The 17,410-nt window shown below is 65.6% G+C and carries 18 protein-coding genes and 1 tRNA gene; 8 read left to right on the top strand and 11 right to left on the bottom strand.

Going from position 1 to position 17,410, the window contains the following annotated elements; genetic code table 11:
• Window positions 1-194 (bottom strand): hypothetical protein (locus RT697_RS15955; protein ID WP_313700118.1); only part of this gene is annotated, 194 nt, incomplete at its 3' end.
• A 239-nt stretch (window positions 195-433) separates the two neighbouring features.
• The gene (locus tag RT697_RS15950; protein ID WP_313700116.1) at window positions 434-643 is read right to left on the bottom strand and encodes a hypothetical protein; all 210 of its coding nucleotides are present in this window, start codon (window positions 641-643) and stop codon (window positions 434-436) included.
• Window positions 644-825: 182 nt separating this feature from the next.
• On the opposite strand from RT697_RS15950, the gene RT697_RS15945 reads away from it, so the two are divergent.
• Window positions 826-1,281: a hypothetical protein gene (locus RT697_RS15945; RefSeq protein ID WP_313700115.1), complete on the top strand. Its 456-nt coding sequence runs from the start codon at window positions 826-828 to the stop codon at window positions 1,279-1,281.
• 95 nt (window positions 1,282-1,376) lie between these two features.
• Here the strand turns inward: RT697_RS15945 and RT697_RS15940 are convergent, their stop codons facing one another.
• From RT697_RS15940 to RT697_RS15925, 4 genes are all read right to left on the bottom strand, one after another.
• A complete protein-coding gene (locus RT697_RS15940) occupies window positions 1,377-1,925 on the bottom strand; it encodes a DUF3455 domain-containing protein (RefSeq protein WP_313700113.1) in 549 nt (182 codons plus the stop codon).
• A gap of 125 nt (window positions 1,926-2,050) precedes the next feature.
• Window positions 2,051-3,454, bottom strand: coding sequence for a trypsin-like peptidase domain-containing protein (locus tag RT697_RS15935; RefSeq protein ID WP_313700111.1), 1,404 nt, complete (start codon window positions 3,452-3,454; stop codon window positions 2,051-2,053).
• Between the two features lie 161 nt (window positions 3,455-3,615).
• Window positions 3,616-5,211 carry a gamma-glutamyltransferase gene (ggt, locus tag RT697_RS15930; RefSeq protein WP_313700110.1) on the bottom strand — a complete coding sequence of 532 codons (1,596 nt, stop codon included), beginning with the start codon at window positions 5,209-5,211 and terminating at the stop codon, window positions 3,616-3,618.
• Between the two features lie 24 nt (window positions 5,212-5,235).
• On the bottom strand, window positions 5,236-6,210 hold the full coding sequence (locus RT697_RS15925; RefSeq protein WP_175124358.1) for a Bug family tripartite tricarboxylate transporter substrate binding protein: 975 nt from the start codon (window positions 6,208-6,210) through the stop codon (window positions 5,236-5,238).
• 215 nt (window positions 6,211-6,425) lie between these two features.
• On the opposite strand from RT697_RS15925, the gene RT697_RS15920 reads away from it, so the two are divergent.
• Complete coding sequence (locus tag RT697_RS15920; protein WP_313700108.1) at window positions 6,426-7,082, top strand: GntR family transcriptional regulator; 657 nt, start codon at window positions 6,426-6,428, stop codon at window positions 7,080-7,082.
• 252 nt (window positions 7,083-7,334) lie between these two features.
• Here the strand turns inward: RT697_RS15920 and RT697_RS15915 are convergent, their stop codons facing one another.
• Entirely contained in the window at window positions 7,335-8,216 is an 882-nt protein-coding gene (locus RT697_RS15915) for a DMT family transporter (RefSeq protein WP_313700107.1), read from the bottom strand.
• Window positions 8,217-8,505: 289 nt separating this feature from the next.
• A tRNA-His gene (locus RT697_RS15910) sits at window positions 8,506-8,581 on the bottom strand.
• Between the two features lie 218 nt (window positions 8,582-8,799).
• On the opposite strand from RT697_RS15910, the gene RT697_RS15905 reads away from it, so the two are divergent.
• Window positions 8,800-10,257: a phospholipase D-like domain-containing protein gene (locus RT697_RS15905; RefSeq protein ID WP_313700105.1), complete on the top strand. Its 1,458-nt coding sequence runs from the start codon at window positions 8,800-8,802 to the stop codon at window positions 10,255-10,257.
• 49 nt (window positions 10,258-10,306) lie between these two features.
• On the opposite strand, the gene RT697_RS15900 is transcribed toward RT697_RS15905, so the two are convergent.
• Window positions 10,307-10,735: a PaaI family thioesterase gene (locus tag RT697_RS15900; RefSeq protein ID WP_313700103.1), complete on the bottom strand. Its 429-nt coding sequence runs from the start codon at window positions 10,733-10,735 to the stop codon at window positions 10,307-10,309.
• A gap of 194 nt (window positions 10,736-10,929) precedes the next feature.
• Between RT697_RS15900 and RT697_RS15895 the strand changes: the two genes are divergently transcribed.
• Window positions 10,930-11,802, top strand: coding sequence for an NAD(P)-dependent oxidoreductase (locus tag RT697_RS15895; RefSeq protein ID WP_313700101.1), 873 nt, complete (start codon window positions 10,930-10,932; stop codon window positions 11,800-11,802).
• Window positions 11,803-11,858: 56 nt separating this feature from the next.
• Here RT697_RS15895 and RT697_RS15890 read toward each other — a convergent pair whose 3' ends face one another.
• Entirely contained in the window at window positions 11,859-13,130 is a 1,272-nt protein-coding gene (locus RT697_RS15890) for an MFS transporter (protein ID WP_313700099.1), read from the bottom strand.
• A gap of 438 nt (window positions 13,131-13,568) precedes the next feature.
• Entirely contained in the window at window positions 13,569-14,666 is a 1,098-nt protein-coding gene (locus RT697_RS15885; protein ID WP_313700097.1) for a S24 family peptidase, read from the bottom strand.
• A 414-nt stretch (window positions 14,667-15,080) separates the two neighbouring features.
• Here RT697_RS15885 and RT697_RS15880 point away from each other — a divergent pair, with 414 nt between their 5' ends.
• The 4 genes from RT697_RS15880 to RT697_RS15865 are packed head-to-tail and all read left to right on the top strand — an operon-like array spanning window position 15,081 to window position 17,259.
• Entirely contained in the window at window positions 15,081-15,914 is an 834-nt protein-coding gene (locus tag RT697_RS15880) for a YdaU family protein (RefSeq protein WP_313700095.1), read from the top strand.
• On the top strand, window positions 15,901-16,656 hold the full coding sequence (locus RT697_RS15875) for a hypothetical protein (protein WP_313700094.1): 756 nt from the start codon (window positions 15,901-15,903) through the stop codon (window positions 16,654-16,656). Before RT697_RS15880 ends, RT697_RS15875 begins: the two co-directional genes overlap by 14 nt.
• A gap of 55 nt (window positions 16,657-16,711) precedes the next feature.
• A complete protein-coding gene (locus RT697_RS15870) occupies window positions 16,712-16,993 on the top strand; it encodes a hypothetical protein (RefSeq protein ID WP_312430237.1) in 282 nt (93 codons plus the stop codon).
• Window positions 16,990-17,259 carry a hypothetical protein gene (locus RT697_RS15865; RefSeq protein WP_313700093.1) on the top strand — a complete coding sequence of 90 codons (270 nt, stop codon included), beginning with the start codon at window positions 16,990-16,992 and terminating at the stop codon, window positions 17,257-17,259. The genes RT697_RS15870 and RT697_RS15865 overlap by 4 nt, the downstream gene beginning before the upstream one ends.
• The last annotated feature ends 151 nt before the right edge of the window (window positions 17,260-17,410 follow it).

The following is a 17,410-nucleotide window of genomic DNA, read 5'->3' as shown; positions in this document are numbered from 1 at the left end:
GACGTGATCCGGCGGGCGCGGCTGGCGCGCCCGCCTTCACCCTGCACCGCGGTTGCACTGAGCGGATTGGGCGTCTTACCCGGCCACAGACGCGAAAAAAGCGGCCACCTCCCTAGCTCCACTCCCAGTCCGCTCACCCGAACTTCGATCATGGCATTTTGAAAGCCCGCGCATGCTTGCGCGGGCTTTGCCATTTGCGGATGCCGGATTGCGTAGCATTTTGGATCAACGTGCGGACCTTCATCACCCGAGGACAGGGTGAGTGTCGTTGTAGTATTGAACGCTCAGCCTAATCATCGGATAGCTATGCACACGCACAACGCACGGCTCGCGCAAATGACATTGGCGTTGACGCTGGCCATGGCCGCGGCCGCATCGGCGCAGGCGCAGAATGTTCAGCCGGCGGATGCGGCGGCGGGTGGAACGCCGGCGGCTAAAGCGGCGGCAGTTGCGGCGCCGGCGGCTGGTGCAGCAGCACCGGCAGCGCCAGCAACTGCTGCGCCAGCTCCGTCAGCGCCAGCCCCAGCCCCAGCATCCCCAGCGCCTGCAGCACCAGCGCCTGCTGCGGCAGCGCCAGCTGCGGCAGCGCCTGCTGCACCTGCATCGCCTGCACCTGCGGCGCCCGCGCCCACAGCGCCGCCACCGGGATCGTCTACGCCAGCGGCGTCCCCTCCGGCCGCCGGCGCGCCGGCTGCAAAGTCCCCAGCCGCGGGGTCGCCCGCCGCCGGATCGCCCGCCGCCGGATCGCCGGCCGCCCAACAAGACCCCAACGGCGCGACGACAGACGCCGCCGCCGCTCCTCCGCCTCAGCCGCAGACGCTGCAAGTGCTGGACGGCAAGCTCAAGGTCCTCATCCCCGCCGGCTTCACGGAAACCGAGTTTCCGGCAGATCCGGCAACACCCGAGGTCTCGGGCAAGATTTATCTGAACCGCGCCACCATGCAGGCGATCATCGTGATCGATGTGCCGGTCGAACTGGCCGTCGGCGACGACGACGCGTTCACGTTGGGGGCGATGGCTGCGGGCTTTCAGTCGCAGCAGAAGGAAGCGGTTCCGACGTTCAAGAAGACGGGCGACGGCGCGTTCAAAGTCGGCAGCATTGGTGTCTTTCAACTGGACGCGACCAGCAAGCTGTCGGGTCGCCCGGCCGAGCTGACGGCGCTGTTCGCCGCGTCGGGCAAGAAAGTCGTGACGTTTTCCGCCTATACGCTCGCGCAGGAAAAGGCCCGGCATCCCGGGCTGGTCGACGCCTTGAAGCAGGGCATGTCAGTCGCGCCGTGACGCCCCGCGCCTGTCCGATGCGGGCGCGCAGCGGGCGGCGCGGATGTGTCCTGCGCGGTGCGTCCGCCTCTGTGCGTCCAGTCAGCAATCCCGCGTCAGTTCGGTTTCCAGAACACGTAATCGGCCTGGTATTTGACCTGCTCCCGATGGCCCTTGTTGGCCGCCGAGCATGACGACTGCGGCACGCCGCCGCCCGCGCGCACGAACCGCTGGATATAGGTCACGCCAGTCAACACCCCGACGCCGGACGACGGATTGGCCAGGACGAGTTGGTCGTACAGCCGGTCCGGCCCGGCATTGGCGCGTACGGTTTCCATGCCGGTCAAGGTCGACCCGTCGGCCGCGCGCCAGGTTTCAGGCGGACTTTTATAGGTGCCGGTCTGGCCGGATTGGCCCGCGCCCAACGTGGCCGCCGCGCCCGCGATGATCCATGCGTAGCGCGCACCGTCGGTTTGCGTCAACCGGCATTCGTACGTGATCGCGCCTTCTGCCGGCGCCTGCCAGACGATGCGATTGTCGGCCGGCACCTGCATGATCTGCGGCGCCTTGTCCTGCGCCGCTGCGACGGTCGCGATGGCCGCCAGGCTCGCCGCCAGCACCAGTCGGGGCAACCCCAGGCGCGTGTGAGTCGAAAAGCCGTTCATCCGTGCTCCTTGTGGCGGGCCGGACGCGCCCGTGATGGCAGTGGCATGTCGTGATGGCTTGCCCGATGACCGGCGCCAAGCGCCGGATCGGGCCATTCTGCCACGATTGACGGACAGCGCCTCGCTCAATTCACCTGCAGCGTGTAGGCGGTCCGACCGCGCAGCAGCGTCAGCACCAGCGGCTGTGCGACCGCGCCGGCCAGCAGGTTGCGCAGGTCGGCAAGCGTGCTGACCGGGCGCTGGTTCACGCCGATGACGATATCCCCGCGCTGCAGCCGCGCGGCCACCGGCCCGCGATCCGGAAACGTCGCGCTGACCGCGGCGCCGTCATTGCCTTGCACGCGTTGCGCGCGTCCCACCTCGGAGAACTCCACGCCCATCATGCGGGCGTCTAGCGAGCCGGCATGCAGGCGCTCGTTCTGTTCAGGTTCGATGCGCAGCAGGACCTCGGTCTTTGCACCTGCGCGGGACAAGCCCAGACGCACCTGGCGCCCCACCGGCAACAGGCCTTCCGCGTTGCGCAACTGCGCGCTGGAGCCGATCGCCTTGCCGTCGATGGACAGGATCTGGTCGCGGGCTTGGACGCCTGCCTTTTGCGCGGGCGAACCGTCGGCGACGCGCGCCACGACGACGCCGGTCGATCCTGGCGCAAGTCCAAGTTGGCGGGTGTTGCGCGGCGTGATGTCCAGCGTGTCCAACCCAAGCCCGCCGCGCTGCACCTGCCCGTGCTGCAGCAGTTGCTGCATGACTTCGCCCGCCAGATTCGAGGGGATGGCAAAGCCAATGCCCACGTTCCCGCCCGAGGGCGTGTAGATCATGGTGTTGATGCCGACCAGGTCGCCGTTCAGGTTGACCAGCGCGCCGCCCGAGTTGCCGGGGTTGATGGACGCGTCGGTCTGGATGAAGTTCTGGTAGCCCGCGGCGCGCAGGCTGGAGCGGTCCAGCGCGGACACGATGCCGGACGAGGCCGACTGTCCGAGGCCGTAGGGATCACCGATCGCCACCACGAAATCGCCCACGCGCAGGTCGCTGGAGTCGGACAAGGTCAGCGCTTGCAGGTTCGGGGCGGCGATGCGCAGCACGGCGAGATCCGTGTCCGGATCGCTGCCCACCACGGTGGCATTGAAGGTGCGCCCGTCCTGCAGCGACACGCGGATGGCAGACGCGCCGCGCACCACGTAATGGTTGGTCAGGATGTTGCCTTGGCTGGCGTCGACGATGACGCCCGAACCCACGTTCTGCCGCAGACTTCCGGGCGCTGCGGAGCGGCCACCGTTCGATGCCGCAGCATCGCTCGATGCCGAGATGTTGACGACGGCCGGCGTGACGCGTTCGAGCATCGGCGCCAGCGAGGGCAGGGGTTGGCCGCCGACGGCCACGGGCAGCGCGGCGCGGCCGGGCATGGGCGCCGACGCCAGCGCCAGCAGGGTGACGGCGGTCAGCGTGGCGGGCAGGCGTTGCAGGGTCAGAAGAAAACGCTGCGCCGAGCGCGCGCGTGGTAGGCGGGGCGGTGAAGCCGGGTGGGGCATTTCAGTCCTTCATGCAGCGACGCGGCAGTATCGGCCGGCGCTGCTGCAGGGATGTGACGGCGCGCAAAGGCGGCTGGCTGCCAGCGCGCGGGCGCGCGCCGGCAGGTCACGGATTGTCGCCGAACTTCCCTGACGAGAAGTCCGGCGTGCCCCGCAACGCCTCAGAAGCCGACGGCTTGCCCGTCGCGGCGCGAATCCGACGCCGCCACGTACCCGCCTTGCGGCAGGCGGCAGATGAGCTGCGCCGAGCCGAATTCCAGGCTGTCCACCGGCGCCACGGCAACGTTGTGGCCGCGCGCGCGGAGCGTATCGACCACGTCGGCCGGGAGGTGCGATTCCACATTCACGACCGGGCCTTTTTCGACGCGGAAGCGCGGCGCGTCGCTCATGGCCTGCGGGTTCTGGCCGAAGGCCGCCAGACGCGTGACCATCTGCAGATGGCCCTGCGCCTGCATCGAGCCGCCCATTACGCCAAACGACATGACGGGCTTGCCGCCGCGCGTCACGAACGCGGGGATGATGGTGTGCATCGGCTTCTTGCGCGGCGCGACCTGGTTGACGTGGTCCGGCGTCAGCACGAAGTTCAGGCCGCGGTTGTGCAGGCTGATGCCGGTGCCCGGCACGACCACACCCGAACCAAAGCCGTGATAGTTGGACTGGATGAACGACACCATCGTGCCGCTGGCGTCCGCCGCGGTCAGGTAGACCGTGCCGCCGGTGGCAGGCGTGCCTGCGGTGGGCACGCTGGCGCGGTCCATCGAGATCAGACGGGCACGCTCGGCCAGATAGGCACGGTCGAGCAGGGCGCGCGCGTCGGTGCGCATGTGGCGCGGATCGGCGACGTGATGGTGCAGGTCGGCGAACGCCAGCTTCATAGCTTCGATGCTGACGTGGTAGTAGTCGGCGCTGTCGCGGCCCATGCCTTCCAGGTCGAATTGTTCCAGCATGCCCAGCGCCATCAGCGCCGAGATGCCCTGGCCGCTGGGCGGGATCTCGTGCAGTTCGTAGTCGCGGAACGATTGCGAGATGGGCTTGACCCATTCGGCCTGGTGTTCGGCCAGGTCGACCGCGCTGAGCGCGCCGCCCGTCTTGGCGGCGAAGTCCGCGATCTTGCGGGCCAGTTCACCGCGATAGAAGCTTTCGCCACCGGTTTCGGCGATGTCGCGCAGCGTCTTGGCCTGATCGGGAAAGCGCCACCATTCGCCCGCTTGCGGCGCGCGTCCCTGCGGCAGGAAGGCCTCGGCAAAGCCGGGCTCGGCCGCGAGTTTAGGCGCCTGGTTGGCCCATTGGCGCGCAATGGTGGGCGACACCGCAAAGCCTTCTTCGGCGTACGCGATGGCGGGTTCGAAGAGCTTGGCGAAGGGCAGCTTGCCGAAGCGGTCGGACAAGGCTTTCCAGCCAGCGATCTGGCCCGGCACGGTGACCGTGCCCCAGCCGGTGCCCGGCATGGCGTCACGGCCCTTGAAGTAGTCGGGCGTCCATGCGGCTGGCGCACAGCCGCTGGAGTTCAACCCGTGAAGCTGGCCGTCGTGCCAGATCAGGGCAAACATGTCGCCGCCGATCCCGTTCATCACGGGCTCGACGACGGTCAGGGCGATCGCGGTGGCAATGGCGCTGTCAACGGCATTGCCACCGGCCAGCAGCATGCGTAGTCCCGCCTGCGCAGCCAGCGGCTGGCTGGTCGCGACCGCGTTGGCGGCCAGGACCGGCATTTTTCGGGAAGCGTACGGAAAAGACCAATCGAAGGGGGAGGACATGGGTGCTGGAACTCGTTGAAAAATTTACTGCGGGGTGATGCCGGCCTGGTCGATCAACTGCTTGGTGCGCGGAATCTCGGCCTTGATGAAGGCGGCGAATTCCTCGCGGCTGCCGCCACGCGGCTCGGCGCCGGCTTCGGCGAGCTTACCGCGCAATGCGGGGTCGGCGAGCACTTTGTTGACCGCCTTGTTGAGCTTGTCGAGGATCGGGGCGGGCGTGCCTTGGGGCGCGACCAGGCCATACCACGGCGCGATGTCGTAGCCCGAGAAACCTTGCTCGGCGATGGTGGGGATGTCCGGCGCCAGGGCCGAGCGCTGCGAATTGGACATGCCCAGCGCCAGCAGCGAACCGCTCTTGGCTTGGGGCAGGCCGGTCATGATGGTGTCGAAGTACATCGACACCTGACCGCTCAGCAGGGCGGGGATGGCTTCGCCGGCGCCCTTGTAAGGCACGTGCAGGATGTCGATGCCGGCCACGGACTTGAGCATCTCGCCCGCCATGTGCGAGGTCGTGCCCGTGCCGAACGAGGCATAGGTCAGCTTGCCGGGATTGGCGCGCGCGTAGGCCACCATTTCGGGCAGCGTCTTGAACGGCTGCGACGGATTGGCCAGCAGGATGTTCGGCGTGTAGGCCACCATCGACACCAGCTCGAAGGCGTCGGGGTCGTAGGCCAGGCGCTTTTGCAGGAAGCGGTTGGTGACGACGGCCGCCGGGCCGCCCATCAGCAACGTATAGCCGTCCGCCGCCGACCGCGCGACCGACGCGCTGCCAATGGCGGCCGCGGCGCCCGGGCGGGCCTCGATGACAAAGGGCTGGCCCAGTTCGGCGGACAGCGCCGCGCCAAGCTGGCGCGAGATCAGGTCCGTGGCCGAGCCGGCCTGGAAGGGCACGACGATGCGCACGGGATGCTGCGGCCAGTCCGTGGCTTGCGCGGCCGCTTGCGCCCCGAAGGCCATCGCGGCGGCGCCTGCCAGCGCCCGGATGAGACGAAATTTCATGGATTCCCCTTGATCGCGTTATGGAAAGCGTATGGGCCGGGTCGGATCTCTTGCCCGTTCCGGCCGAACAGGCGCGGTCTGCCGCGTCCTGCCCTGGATTAAACGCAAGCGGGGAATCTCCGGCCATTGGTGTTTGCATCCATGGATCATTGGATCCAGTTTGTGTTATTTTCGCCCTTATCTATCATGGCGGCTTTTCCAGCCCGGGGACGTCAGTGCTGCAATTCCAGAAGACAGCCATCAGCGCCGAAGACGAGGCGTACCTGCATCTACAGCGCGAAATCCGCCTGGGCCGCTATGCGCCCGGCCAACGCCTGGTGCCCGACGTGGTGGCCGCCGAAATCGGCACCAGCCGCATGCCGGTGCGCGGCGCGCTGCGCCGGCTGGCCTCGGAAGGCCTGGTCGAAATCCGCGCCAACCGCGGCGCGGTAGTGCGCGGCCTGAATCAGCAGGAGATGCTTGAGGTCTTCGAAATGCGCTCGGTCCTCGAAGGGTTGGCAACACGCAATGCCGTGGCCAACATGGGGCCTGAACACATCCGCCGCCTGACCAACATGCTCGAGCAGCTGGACCAGGGCGCAAGCGAAGACCTCGACTGGACCGCCGCCCACCGCGAGTTCCACGAATACCTGTGCAGCTTCTGTAAACAACCGCGCCTGTTGAACCAGATATCCGAACTGCACTCGGTCGTCGAACCCTACATGCGCCTCTGGGCCGCCCAGCCGGGCCGTGTGCTGCGCGTCCGCGAATCGCACCAGGAACTGATCGACGCGCTGCAAACCCGCGACGCGGCGCGTTGCGACGCGGCGATGCGCCAGCACGTGCTGAACACCGTGCCCGCCCTGCAGGCGTTTCTGGAGCAGGCGAGCTGATCTCCGTGCCGCCGAGATAGCCCCCCGCCGTGCCCGGGGTGTCAGACACCCAACAAAGACCGCCGGCGCCAGGTGTGTGACACCCGACAGAGATGGCGCCAGGTGTCTGACACCCGACAGAGATGGCGCCAGGTGAGGTGTCTCATACAGAGATGGCTCCAGGTGTCTGACACCCTAAGAGATGGCCATCATCAGCCGCCGCCGCCCCACGGGTGTCTGACACCGCCCAACAAAAATCAAGCCTCAAGGGTGTCAAGCCCCCTTCAACCCCGCCTTCTTCCTGCGCCCAATCTTCGCCTCACTCGCAATCACACCCGCCACGATCAACGCCGCACCCACCAGCGCCAGCGCCGGCAGGCGATCGCCCGCCAGCCGCCCGACGATCCCTCCCCAAACCGGCTCGCCCGCATAAATCACCGTCGCACGCGTTGGCGACACCGACTTCTGCGCCCAGTTCATCGTCAATTGAATAACGGCGCTGGCCAGCCCCAGACCGATCGCCGCGCCCGCCCACAGCCACGAGAACGCCGGAATCGCCTCGCCCAGCACCGGCATCAATGCAAACGACAGCAACCCCGCCGTCATCAACTGCACGAACGTCACGCGGCGGCTGTCGACCTTGCTGGCAAACAGGCCAATCAGGATGATCTCCGCGGCAATCGCCACCGCGCCTGCCAGCGTGGCCGCTTCCCCGGGTGAAAAACTCAACGTCCCCGCCTCCGGTCCGGCCAGCAGGATCAGCCCGGTAAACGCCAGCCCGACGCCGATCCAGCTCATCAGGCCCGGCGGACGCTTGAGCACCGCCCATTGCAGCAACGGCACGATCGGCACATACAGCGCCGTGATGAACGCGGACTGGCTGCTCGTAATGGTGCGCAGACCGTGGGTCTGCAGGTAATAGCCCAGGAAAAGGGCGCTGCCAATGGCAATGCCGGCGCCCACTTCATATCGGGTCAGCCCGGCCATGTGCTTGCGAAACACCAGCAACGCCATCAGGCCCGCGATGGTGAACCGCAGTCCCACGAAAAACAGCGGCCCGCTGTGCTGCATGGCGATGTGAATGATGAGGAACGTGCTTCCCCACAACATGGTGACCAGCACCAGGGCGATTTCCTGGCGGGACAGGGCGAACATTGATTTATTGGTTTCCACGGGTCGGCTTCGTGCGCAACGTGCTGCGGTAGGAAAGCGCAAGTGATCGGTAATTCGGCTGGCAGCGCGCGTCCGGTCAGTGTGCGTCTCGATGTGCGCTTGAATGTGCGCTTGGGTGCGCGCTTGGGTGCGCGCTTGGGTGCGCGTTTGGATGCGCGTTTTGATGCGCGCCTTGATTATTCGGCGCTGTAATTTAACGCCTTGATTATTGAATTTATTGGCGCCAGAAAAGAAAAAAGCCGCTCAAGGCGGCTGATTTCTAAGAAATTCTTGGGGTGGCTGATGGGGCTCGAACCCACGACAACCGGAATCACAATCCGGGACTCTACCAACTGAGCTACAGCCACCACTGGTACTGCTTTGCACTTCAGTTTCCTTCAGTGCTTTCGTCGTTTTGCGTCTTTCAAATCTGTTTCGAAAGCTGCTCAACAACGAAGAGGCCGAATTCTAGCACGTTTTTTTGAAGGGTGTGAAATCGCAGATGAAAAGCAGTCTTGCCACCGGCGGCAGCCTTGCTATTCTTGCGCTTGGTTAAACACCGGAGGCCGTGTCTCAAGCCATCGCCATGGATCGCATACACGCATTTTTGATCGAATACTGGCCTCATGTCGCCTTTGCCATCAGCATCGTGGCGGGCACGGGCGCGGCGGTGCATGCCGCGATGACCAAGCAGGATGTGCGGGCGGCCATTGGCTGGGTGGGGGTGGCGATGTTCTCGCCGATCCTTGGGGCGCTCTTCTATTTCGTGGCCGGGATCAACCGCATCCGCAAGACGCGAGTGTCGCAGCAGCGGGACGACGCGATGCTCGAGGACGCCGGGCAGGTGGCGACGGCCCCGGTGGATGTGGTGCCCATATCGGGCGAGCAGTTTGCGTCGCTGAAAGTGCTGGGCGACCGTGTCAGCCGGTTCGAGCTGCTGGGCGGCAACCAGGTGCGGCCGCTGGCGGGCGGCGACGAGACGTATCCCGCGATGCTGCAGGCCATCCGCGAGGCTCAGCACTCGGTGGCGATGCAAAGCTACATCTTCGACAACGATCCGATCGGGCGCGAGGTGGCCGAGGCGCTGATCGAAGCGCAGGCGCGCGGTGTGCAGGTGCGCGTGCTGATCGATGCTGTGGGATCCAAGTATTCCCGCCCGCCGATCGTGCGCATGCTGGCGAAGGCGAACGTTCCGGTGGCGCGGTTCATGACCAATCCGATGGGCGTGCTGCGCATGCCCTACGCCAATCTGCGCAGCCACCGCAAGGTGCTGGTGGTCGACGGACGCGTGGGGTTCACGGGCGGCATGAACGTGCGGGCGGCGTTTGTCAGCGCGCTGGCGGGGGATGCCACCAACCACGACACGCACTTCCGCGTGGAAGGACCGATCGTGACGCAGCTCATGTCGGTGTTCGCGCATGACTGGAATTTCACGACACACGAGTCGCTGTCCGCCAAGCCGTGGTTCGATCCCGACTACCTGCCTCCGTCGGGCCGCGTGCCGATCCGCTGCGTGCCGTCCGGCCCCGACCGCGCGCTGGGCAGCACGCACAACATGCTGCTGGGCGCGTTGGCGGTGGCGCGGCATCACGTGCGGATCCAGTCCCCGTACTTTCTGCCCGACCAGACGCTGATCGGCGCTCTGGCCACGGCGGCGCGACGGGGGATCGTCGTGGACATCGTGATTCCAGGCAAGAACAACCTGCGGCTGGTGGACTACGCGATGACGGCGCAACTTGACCAGGTGGTGCGAACGGGCTGCCGCGTCTGGCGGTCAAGCGGTGCGTTCGATCACTCCAAGCTGATGACGGTGGACGGCGCCTGGACCTATGCCGGTTCGTCGAACCTGGACCCGCGCAGCCTGCGATTGAATTTCGAGCTGGACACCGAGATCTACGATCCCGAGGTCGCGCGCTGGATCGGCGCGCGCGTTGACGCGTTGATCGCCAATGCGCACCGCGTGACGCTGGAGGATCTGTTGCAGGCGCCTTTTGCGAAACGCCTGCGCAACAAGGTGATCTGGCTGGCCACGCCTTATCTGTAGCGCGACTCGCGGCCGGCAAGCCTGACGCCGGCCATGTCAGCGTCGCCGGTCAGCCGTCCGAAGCGGGCACCGCAGCATGTCGCACCGCGAACACGGCGCTCGCCTTGAGCATGACGCGGCCTTCCACCTGCAGGCGGCAGGTGGCGTAGATGAGCCGCTTGCCCTGCTTGTCGATCTGCACGTGAGCCTCGAGCCAGTCGCCCGGATTGACGGCGTTCAGGAATTCAACGGACATCTGCGCCGTGACCACAGACACGTGGGCGTCTTCGGAAATGACGAGGCCCAGCGCACTATCTGCAAACGTAGCCAGGAATCCGCCGTGCGCCATGCCATGCATGTTGCCGTGGGCCTTCGTGACCCGCAGCGCGAGCACGTTGTCGGCCTTGCTGCGGTAGAACGGGCCGAGGTCGTTCAGGTGGCGCATGAACTGGCTGCTGGGATACCAGGGCGTGAAACCGGCGGGAAGGGAGTCTGTCATGGCTGGCGATGCAAGAGTCCCGGAGGACGATTCCCGAAAGTATTCCAGACGCACGGGCTCAGGCATAGCGCGGTGATCGGGGCGCGGACGCACGCGAATCGTTCCCACGCCGTGCGACCCCCGGCCCAGCCCCCATCTTCTGAGGGTAAGATTTACGGCACAACAATCACCCTACATGGCAGGAGCATTTGAAGATGGCGAAAGTCGGCATGGTTGGTATCGGCCTCATGGGCCACGGCATTGCAAGCAACCTGGTCAAGCATGGTCACGCGCTGACCGTGCTGGAGCACCCTGGCAATCAGCCGCTGGACGCGCTCAAGGCGGCCGGCGCGGTCAGCGTGGCCAGCGGCGCCGAGCTGGCTGCACAGTCGGATGTGATCATCCTGTGCGTCACCGGCAGTCCGCAGGTCGAAGCCGTGTTGCTGTCGCCGGCCGGCGTGCTTGAGGGCCTGCGTCCCGGCACCGTCATCATCGATTGCTCGACGGCCATTCCGTCGTCGACCGTGAAGGTCGCCCAGGCCGTCACCGAAAGCGGCGGGCGCTTCCTGGACGCGCCCATGACGCGTACCCCGAAGGAAGCCGCCGAAGGCCGGCTGAATTTGCTGGTGGGCGGCGATGCGGCGCTGTTCGAGGAATGCAAGCCGCTGCTCGCGTGCTTTGCCGAAAACATCACGCACGCCGGCCCGGTGGGCGCCGGCCACCGCATGAAGCTGCTGCACAACTATGTGTCGTTGGGCGTGGTGGCGCTGCTGTCCGAAGCCGCGGCGTGCGCGCTGCGCTCGGACATCGACCCGGCCGTCTTTGCGGAAGTGCTGGCCAAGGGCGGCGGCGGCGGCGTGGCGCTGGAGCGCATCAAGCCGTATCTGCTGGAACAGGACCCGTCGTCCCTGCGGTTTTTCATGTCGAACGCGCAGAAGGACCTTTCGTACTACAACACCATGGCCGCTGAAGCCGGCGCGGTGCGCGAGATCGGCGCCGCCGTGCAGCAAACGTTCGATCAGGCGGTCGCGCAAGGCGGCGGCGAGCGTTATGTACCCGAGCTGGTGTCGTTGCTGAAGGACCGTTAAAGCCCGTATGCCGGGGGGGCGGCGCTCCCCCGGCATACCGGCTCCGCGCGGGCGATTCAGCGTCCGGCGGCAGGCACCGCGCGTGGCGCGCGCAGGATTCCGCGCGGTGGCAAGCGCATCGAAATGACCGCGGCCAGGAACAGCAGCGCGCCGGCCGACCCAAAGGCCACCCAGTGCGTGCCAAAGGTCTCGAACGCCCAGCCGCCCAGCCATGAGCTGATCATGCCGCCGATCTGATGGCCCAGATACGTCAGTCCGTACAGCACGCCGACCAGCCGGATGCCATACACGTCCGCCAGGATGGCCGAGGACAGCGCGATGCTGCCGGCCCAGACGATGCCGCCGATGGTGGCGGCCAGATACAGTTCCCAATGCGCGCCCACCATGACCAGTGCGAAGAAACCCAAGCCCCGTACCAGATAGATGGCGGCAAGGATGTTGCGGCGTTCGACCTGATCGGACATGCGGCCCAGCACCAGCGTGCTGAAAATGGCGACCAGGCCGATCAGGCCGATCCCCAGCGAGCTGGTGGTGGCGTCAAAGCCGTGGTCCATCAGCATGGGCATGCCGTGCGTGCCCAGCAGATTCATGCTGAAACCACAGGCAAACAAACCCAACGCGACCTGCCAGAACGGCAGCGTGCGCAGGGCTTCGCCCAGCCCCGGTGCGGGCGCTTTGGCAGACGGCTTGGCCGCGCCGGTCTTTTCGACGATCTGGTGGGGCAGCAGGTCGGTGTGCTCGGGCGCCTCGTCACGCATGACGAAGAGCGCGACCGGCACGGTCAAGAGCGCGAACAGCACCGCGAAGCCGATCAGCGTTTCCTGCCAGCCCACGGCCGAGATGGCGTAGGTAAGCGTCGGCGTCATCAGCGCGATGCCGGCCATCGATCCCGTGGACAGGAAGAAGAGCGCCATGCCGCGCTGGCGCGTGAACCAGCGGCTGATCACGGGCGTCAGTGCGACCGGGCTGGTGAAGGCCAGCCCCACGGACAGCGCAACGCCAAAGGCCAGCAAAAATTCGAGGGGCCCGCGCGCGAAGATGGTCCAAATGGAGGCCAATACAACGATTGCCGTGCCGGTCAGCAGCACGAAGCGCGTGCCGCGAACACTGACCAGATAGCCGGCGAGCGGCATTCCCAGGCCATAGCACAGCATGCCGATGGCGACGATGCTCGACAGCAGGCTGCGCGAAAAACCCAGGCTCTCGGCCATGGGCAGAAAGAACGGTCCGATGCCCATGCGCAGGCCGACCGTAAACAGGGTGAGTACCGTGGCGGCGCCGACGATGTTCCAGCCGAAATACCAGCCGCCCGACTCTTGCTTGTCCAATCCTCTTCTCCTCGATGTCTTTTTATGGCCGCTTGCGCGCCAGGACTTGCAGACACCGAGGGCAGGCACGGAGGAGCGCTCCGCTGTCGACAGGGGGTGGGAAGGACCAGGCGTGAATCGGCTTGCTTGCGCCGGCGGGATGACGCCGCCGGACGCGTCATATTACTCCCGGCTATAAGTCGAATCCGGCAGGGTCAAGAAATCCTGTCCGGTGAGCGGCCAGATCCCGTCAGGCGGTGTTTTGCGGGTCTGCTGCCGCAGGTGAAACTGCTTGAGTCCTGCGACCCTTAAAGCGATCAAAAGACTCATTAATGATGCAAAAATGGGATTAGTGAATCATTAATATGTAAATGACTTCGGCAATATTGGACGTGGCCGAAAAGCTTAGTCGAATAAGATTTTCGGTCCCGTCCCGTCCCGATCCGCCGAATCTTGCGGCTAGGCTTTCACCCACTGACCGGCGTCGTCGTGGCGCAGGCGGGCGCCCGCCCAAACCACACGGCCCAGCACGCGGACCGGCACGCCGTTCTCGAGCGGAATGTCAGCGTGCGAAGGATTGAACGACCGCGCTACCCACAAACCGGTAAGCCTGTCCTTGGATACGGTCTTCACGATCATCTTGCCGTCGTAGTTGATGGCGTAGACGCCGCCGGCCGCGACATCGCGCAAGGTCAGGCTTTCGTTGGGAACCACGAGCAGGGCCGCGCCGTCGCGGATGATGGGTTCCATGCTGTCGCCCTTGGCGTAAACGACGCGGGCCTTTCCATTGGCCGCACCCACGGACTTCAGGAACGACTTGCGGAACTGGATCATTCCGGTCTGTTCTTCGGTGTGGTTCTCGATAGGCTCGCCCGCGGCCAGGCGTACGTCCGCCAACTCGGGAACCCTTTCGAACTTGTCGTTGGCCGCGGGCGGTTCGCCGGCGCCCACATTCGTCACGACGCCGGTCTCGGTGCTGATCCGGATGCGGCGCTCGCGTTCGGACTGGTGAGTGGTCTTGCCACCGTCCCAAGGCGGGGGCGACAGGCCTTCGATGCGCATTGGAAACTCGTCCCGCGACAGGTACGTGTCGACCAGCGAATCACTACGCAACACGGTCGGGATCGGGGCAGCAACGGGTGCGGGCGAGACGTCCAGACCCAGCTTCAATTGCGCGATCGCCAACGCCAACGCGCCTTGCAGTTTGTTCAACTGGTCGGGAGACAACGCGCGCACCTGCGCTTCCGGAATGCTGGGGAAAGGCCATGGCGCCGAGGGCGGCATTGGCGGGGATGTGGCGCCGGTCCCGTTGCCGACGGGCGACTTCGGACCGGTGCCGTCATACAGCCACTGCGCGTTCACGCGCAAAAGCGGCGCGACCTTCATGCAGGTCGCCATGTCCATTCCGTTGGATCCGTTGAACCAGTGCGTGGCAGCGCCGGAAGAGGCGTTGGCAGCCTTCCATAGATCGGTCTTGGTCAGCCGCGGCTCGTCAGCATCCGCGCGGCGGGACGCTTCCTCGTTGAACGCCTGGGTGATTCGCTTTTGAAAGGTCATCTTAGGATGCTAAACAAAAATGTTCTTAGGTGGCTTGCTTTCAGCATCTTAGCATTCTAAGATTTATCCATGAGAGCAAAAACGATGGACTCGTCTCTTATTGATGCCCTGGGTGGAACGGGCCGCGTGGCAGCCCTGTGCGGCATTACGCCCGGGGCGGTATCCCAGTGGCGAACCAATGGCGTCCCCAAGGCATGGCGAGAGTTTCTGCGGCTGGCTCGCCCCGAGGCAATCAAGGCTTGGGAGACCAGGCAAATCCGGCTTGAGGACCAACGGCCGCCCTGATGCCCGGTGGGGCCCGCTGCCGGCCCATCGCTCGCACCGGTCTTGCGGCCGGGTTCGGCAAGCGCACCTATCAAAGCAATCGACAAACCCGCCGGGCGCCTTGCTCGCCGCCGGGCTGCTGGAGCACGCATGAATTACTACAGCCACAACATCGGCGACTACGCCCAGGCGACGACCCATCTGAGCCTCGTGGAAGACGCCATCTACAGCCGCCTGCTGCGGCGGTATTACGCCGAGGAAGAACCCATCGCGGACAACATGACGCAGATCTGTCGCTGGGTGGGCGCGCGTACTGAGGAAGAGAAGGAGGCCACGGCGCAGATCCTCACCGAATACTTCCAACTGCACGAGGGTTACTGGCGCAACAAGCGCGCCGACGCGGAGATCGCCGCCTATCACGTCAAGGCCGAGACGGCCAAAGCCAACGGCAAGCGGGGAGGGCGGCCTCGGAAGGAGGCGCCGTTCTCGGAAGCGTCTTACGGCGGAACTGCGGGCAACGCTGGGTCGAGTGAAAACCCACCGGAAACCGGATCGCAAGCCAACCAGGAACCAGGAAACAAGAACCAGGAATTGAAAGAGACCTCCCCAAGCCCTCCAACGCGGGCGAGCGGCTTTGATGCCTCCACCATCGACCTGCCCGATTGGCTGGATCGTGATGAATGGTGCAGTTGGATTGCTGACCGGAGGGCTCGCCGAAAGCCGGTGACGCAGGAGGCAGCGCGGCGCCAACTGCAACAGCTTGCCGCCTATCTGGCCGAAGGACATCAACCGGGCGCCGTGATCGCGAACAGCATCGCAGGCGGGTATCAGGGTCTCTATCCGCCGCGGGTCCAAGCTCGACCGGGGCCTTCGGCAAGCCGCGCCCAACGCCTGGCCGACTGGACCGACGATCTGCGCGACGTGCTGGCCAGCGACCGCCATCCGCGCGAGAAATTCATGGGGACGATCGATGCAACCCACTGACATCCAGCCCACGAGCCTGGGCGCGCTGGTGGTCAACGAAATGTGGCTCATGTACGGCTCGAAATTCGCGCAGCAATGGCAGGGCCTGACGGCGCGAGAGCTGAAAGACGCGTGGAACCAGAAGCTCGAGGGCTTGAACGAGAGCCAGGTCCGGCGCGGCCTGGTCGCCTGCCTTACTCAGGAATGGCCGCCGACCTTGCCCCAGTTCATCAAGCTGTGCTGCCCGTGGACGGTCCCGGAAGTGGCCTATCACGAAGCGGTGCGCGGCATGACCGCCCGCAGGCAGGGAGAGCAGGGCGCGTGGTCGCATCCGGCGGTGTATTGGGCCGCGGTGGGCGTGAGCACCGTGGATCTGCTGGGCTGCACCTATGGAGCCATCAAGACGCGCTGGGAAAAGACACTGAGCGACGAGCTGGCCAGAGGATCGTGGCCGGACATCCCGCAACCGAGGACGGCGCTTCCCGCGCCGGGCCGAACGCTTGCCACGCGCGCCGAAGCCGAGGCGGCCTTGAAAACCATGGGTGCGGAAAAACTGCTGAGACAACAGGGACGTCCGCATCGCAGCTGGATCGCCAAGTGGGAGGCGCGTATCGCGCGCGGCGATCACCCCAGCCTGGGCATCGCCCAGATGATCACGCGGGCCAAGGGCGAGCGCGAAGAGACGGTGTGCGCCATCAAGGGAACGGCACACGGAAAGCAATGCAAACACTGCGAGGCGGACGATGCGAAAGTTGACGGGTGACGACCTGATGTGGAATTGGGCGAGGTGGACGTGGTCAGGCGCGTCCGTGGGCAACATGCCCTTGCACGTGTCCGAAGAGGACGACTACCGGCCGATCAATGATCACCACGCGCAGGTGGTGGAAGCGATGCACGCCGCGCTGCCGTGGCATGAACGGATGGTCATCATCGCCGAGTACCCGCAGAAGCACGCCATGTTTGGCGAGCTGACGGCGCGGGACCGCAGGGCAAAGGCCTTGGACTGGATCGCCCGCACGACCGGCGTGGCGCTGACAGAAACCGAATACAAACTGTACCTGGGCCTGTTTCGCAGCCAGGTGGAAAGGAGGCTTGCGTGAAGTACGCGCACGAAGTGATGGATCTGATGGCCTGCTATCCCGGCCGGGCGTTTCGACTGATGGAGCTGGTTCGCCATGTGTCGCACGGCCGCACCTTGTCGGCCGCCGAAAAGACGCGATTGCAGCGCGGCATCCAGCGCGCCATGGACGCGCTGCAGGACACCGGCAGCGTGATCATTCAAGAGCCGGAAACCGGCGGCCACGGCAGGTCGTACGCATGGCGTGTGACGGAACCGTCACAAGGCGCCGTCATCGCCGTCACGTAATCGGTCACAATGGGCCCGGGGCATTGCGCCCCTCACCAATGCAGCCCCGGTCCGCCGGGGCTTTTTGCTTTCCGTAGCACTGTTCCGTCATTTGCCCGTTCTTGGCGGGCGCGGATCGCATGGGGCATCGCGTGTGACGGTTCCGTCACAA

It is taken from the genome of Achromobacter sp. (genome assembly GCF_032113835.1).
In the GTDB taxonomy this organism is placed as follows: domain Bacteria; phylum Pseudomonadota; class Gammaproteobacteria; order Burkholderiales; family Burkholderiaceae_B; genus Achromobacter.
Note: the sequence above shows the minus strand (reverse complement) of the source record. Positions and strands in the feature narration are given on the sequence as shown.